The organism is Acinetobacter sp. 228 (assembly GCF_048147885.1).
The window spans coordinates 1-1,097 of sequence record NZ_JAYWYV010000524.1; the positions used below are offsets into that span (position 1 = coordinate 1).

The following is a 1,097-nucleotide window of genomic DNA, read 5'->3' on the forward strand; positions in this document are numbered from 1 at the left end:
CGATATGTTTCATTTTTTCTTCCTAAGATATTTGAATATCAAGCTTTTGCAATTGTTGATTTAAAACCTGATAGCACTCTGTAGACAAAACAGCTTTAACTGGCACGACCCAAATAGGTCGTTTAAATTCTGGATGCTTTTCAAGTAATGGTAACAACTTAACTGCATCTTTTTCAGTTGTAATGATAGGTTGGTCATCATTAAATAGAAGGTCATCAATACTGTAATCATGATGATCACGAAAAGCATGCTCTTGAAATTGTTTCACCCCTAAACCTTTAAGTGTTTGGTAAAAGCGCTGAGGAAAACCAATACCGACTACTGCATGGTAATTATTTTGAATATTGAATGATAATTCAGTTGCCGAAGAAGGATTCAATAAGTAAGGCTGGCCTGCATCAAGATGCATATGCAATGTAGTTGTTGGTGTGAAAATATGCTCAATTACCGTACTAGTTTTTAAACGTTCCACAGGTTCACGTAAATATCCCTCTGGTAATAACTTTCTATTTCCAAGGCCACGATTTTGATCAAGTACGATCCATTCTATTTGGCGACCTAATGCCCAATGTTGCAACCCATCATCACTAATAATTAAATCTAGTTTAGTCGATGCTAATAATAACTCGATTGCAGCTTGTCTATTGGGTCCTACTGCCATAGGTACGCCAGTTGACTGAACAATCAAAGCAGGTTCATCTCCTGCTTCAGCTGCTTGACTGGCCGATGTTACCAACATAGGAAAAGGGCCAGATCCACCATAGCCTCTACTAATTACCCCTACCTTTACATTATGCTGCTTTAGATAATTGACGAGCTCTATTAATAATGGCGTTTTTCCACTTCCCCCCACCGTAATATTGCCAATTACCATGACTGGCACAGGTGCGGTATAAACTTTTTTAAAGCCTGAACTATAAAAACCACGATTTAGTAAAAACCCAGCACGATACAAGCAAGACAAAGGACGTAAAACAATCAACCAACTTGATTGCTTATTCCATGCATTTTGGATCAGCTGGGCTAACGACATACTTAATGGTCCTCAAAATTACGCTGATGTAATTGATAATAAGCACCGTGCTTAGCAAGTAATT

At 38.0% G+C, this 1,097-nt stretch carries 1 protein-coding gene; it reads right to left on the minus strand.

Going from position 1 to position 1,097, the window contains the following annotated elements; all coding sequences use genetic code 11:
- Window positions 1–22: 22 nt before the first annotated feature.
- Entirely contained in the window at window positions 23–1,033 is a 1,011-nt protein-coding gene (gene lpxK / locus VXQ92_RS20440; RefSeq protein ID WP_265642801.1) for a tetraacyldisaccharide 4'-kinase, read from the minus strand.
- Window positions 1,034–1,097 lie beyond the last annotated feature (64 nt).